1 protein-coding gene is annotated in these 657 nt (G+C 60.6%); it reads right to left on the reverse strand.

The genetic code is table 11. From position 1 onward, the window contains the following. A partial coding sequence (locus AC1DUN_RS24170; protein ID WP_477716196.1) for a helix-turn-helix domain-containing protein occupies positions 1-216 on the reverse strand: 216 nt, incomplete at its 3' end. Positions 217-657 lie beyond the last annotated feature (441 nt).

The following is a 657-nucleotide window of genomic DNA, read 5'->3' on the forward strand; positions in this document are numbered from 1 at the left end:
CTCCTGCGATTCGGGGCCTGCCCATGTGTGTTTGGGCCTGCCCATGTGTGTTTGATGGGCAACAGGCAGGTAGCCGTTGCGCCGCAGTTCACGCGTGATGCTGCTGGGGGCTCGGCACAAGGCGCGCCCGATAGCTCTGGCGCTGCATCCCTGAAGACTCATCGTCATGATGGCTCCACGGTCTTCCGCGCTCAAGTGTCTGTAGTGGCTCGTCATGCTGCTCCTGTCTTTGGGGTTGAGCAGTGTTGCACTTCACCCTTGAGACCGCCAAGCAAAGAAAAGGCGACCCTGGTTGCTGCGTCCCTCCGCTTCGCTGCGGGCAACCTGCGGTGCTCGGTCCAGCCGGGGTCTGGCTAAACTCGCCTTCGGCTCAGACAACGCCAGCCCTGATCCGTCTGGCCCTGCGCTCCTCGGCGCATCCACAAGGGGTGGGACAGGAATACCAAACAGCCGAAGACAGAAAACCGAAAACAACAAGGACACGCCATGGCGTGTCCTTGTTTGTATTGATTTTTTCTTTGGTATTTGTCTTCTGTCCCCGATCCCGATTGCCCCGTCCTGGCTGGGCCGAGCAGCGCAGACGGAGGAGGGATAAGGGCTGGCGTTGTCTGAGCGAAGCGCAGCGTAGCGAGTTTAGCCAGACCCCCTCCGCAGTCG

The sequence above is a fragment of the Polaromonas sp. P4_F6 genome (assembly GCF_056401275.1).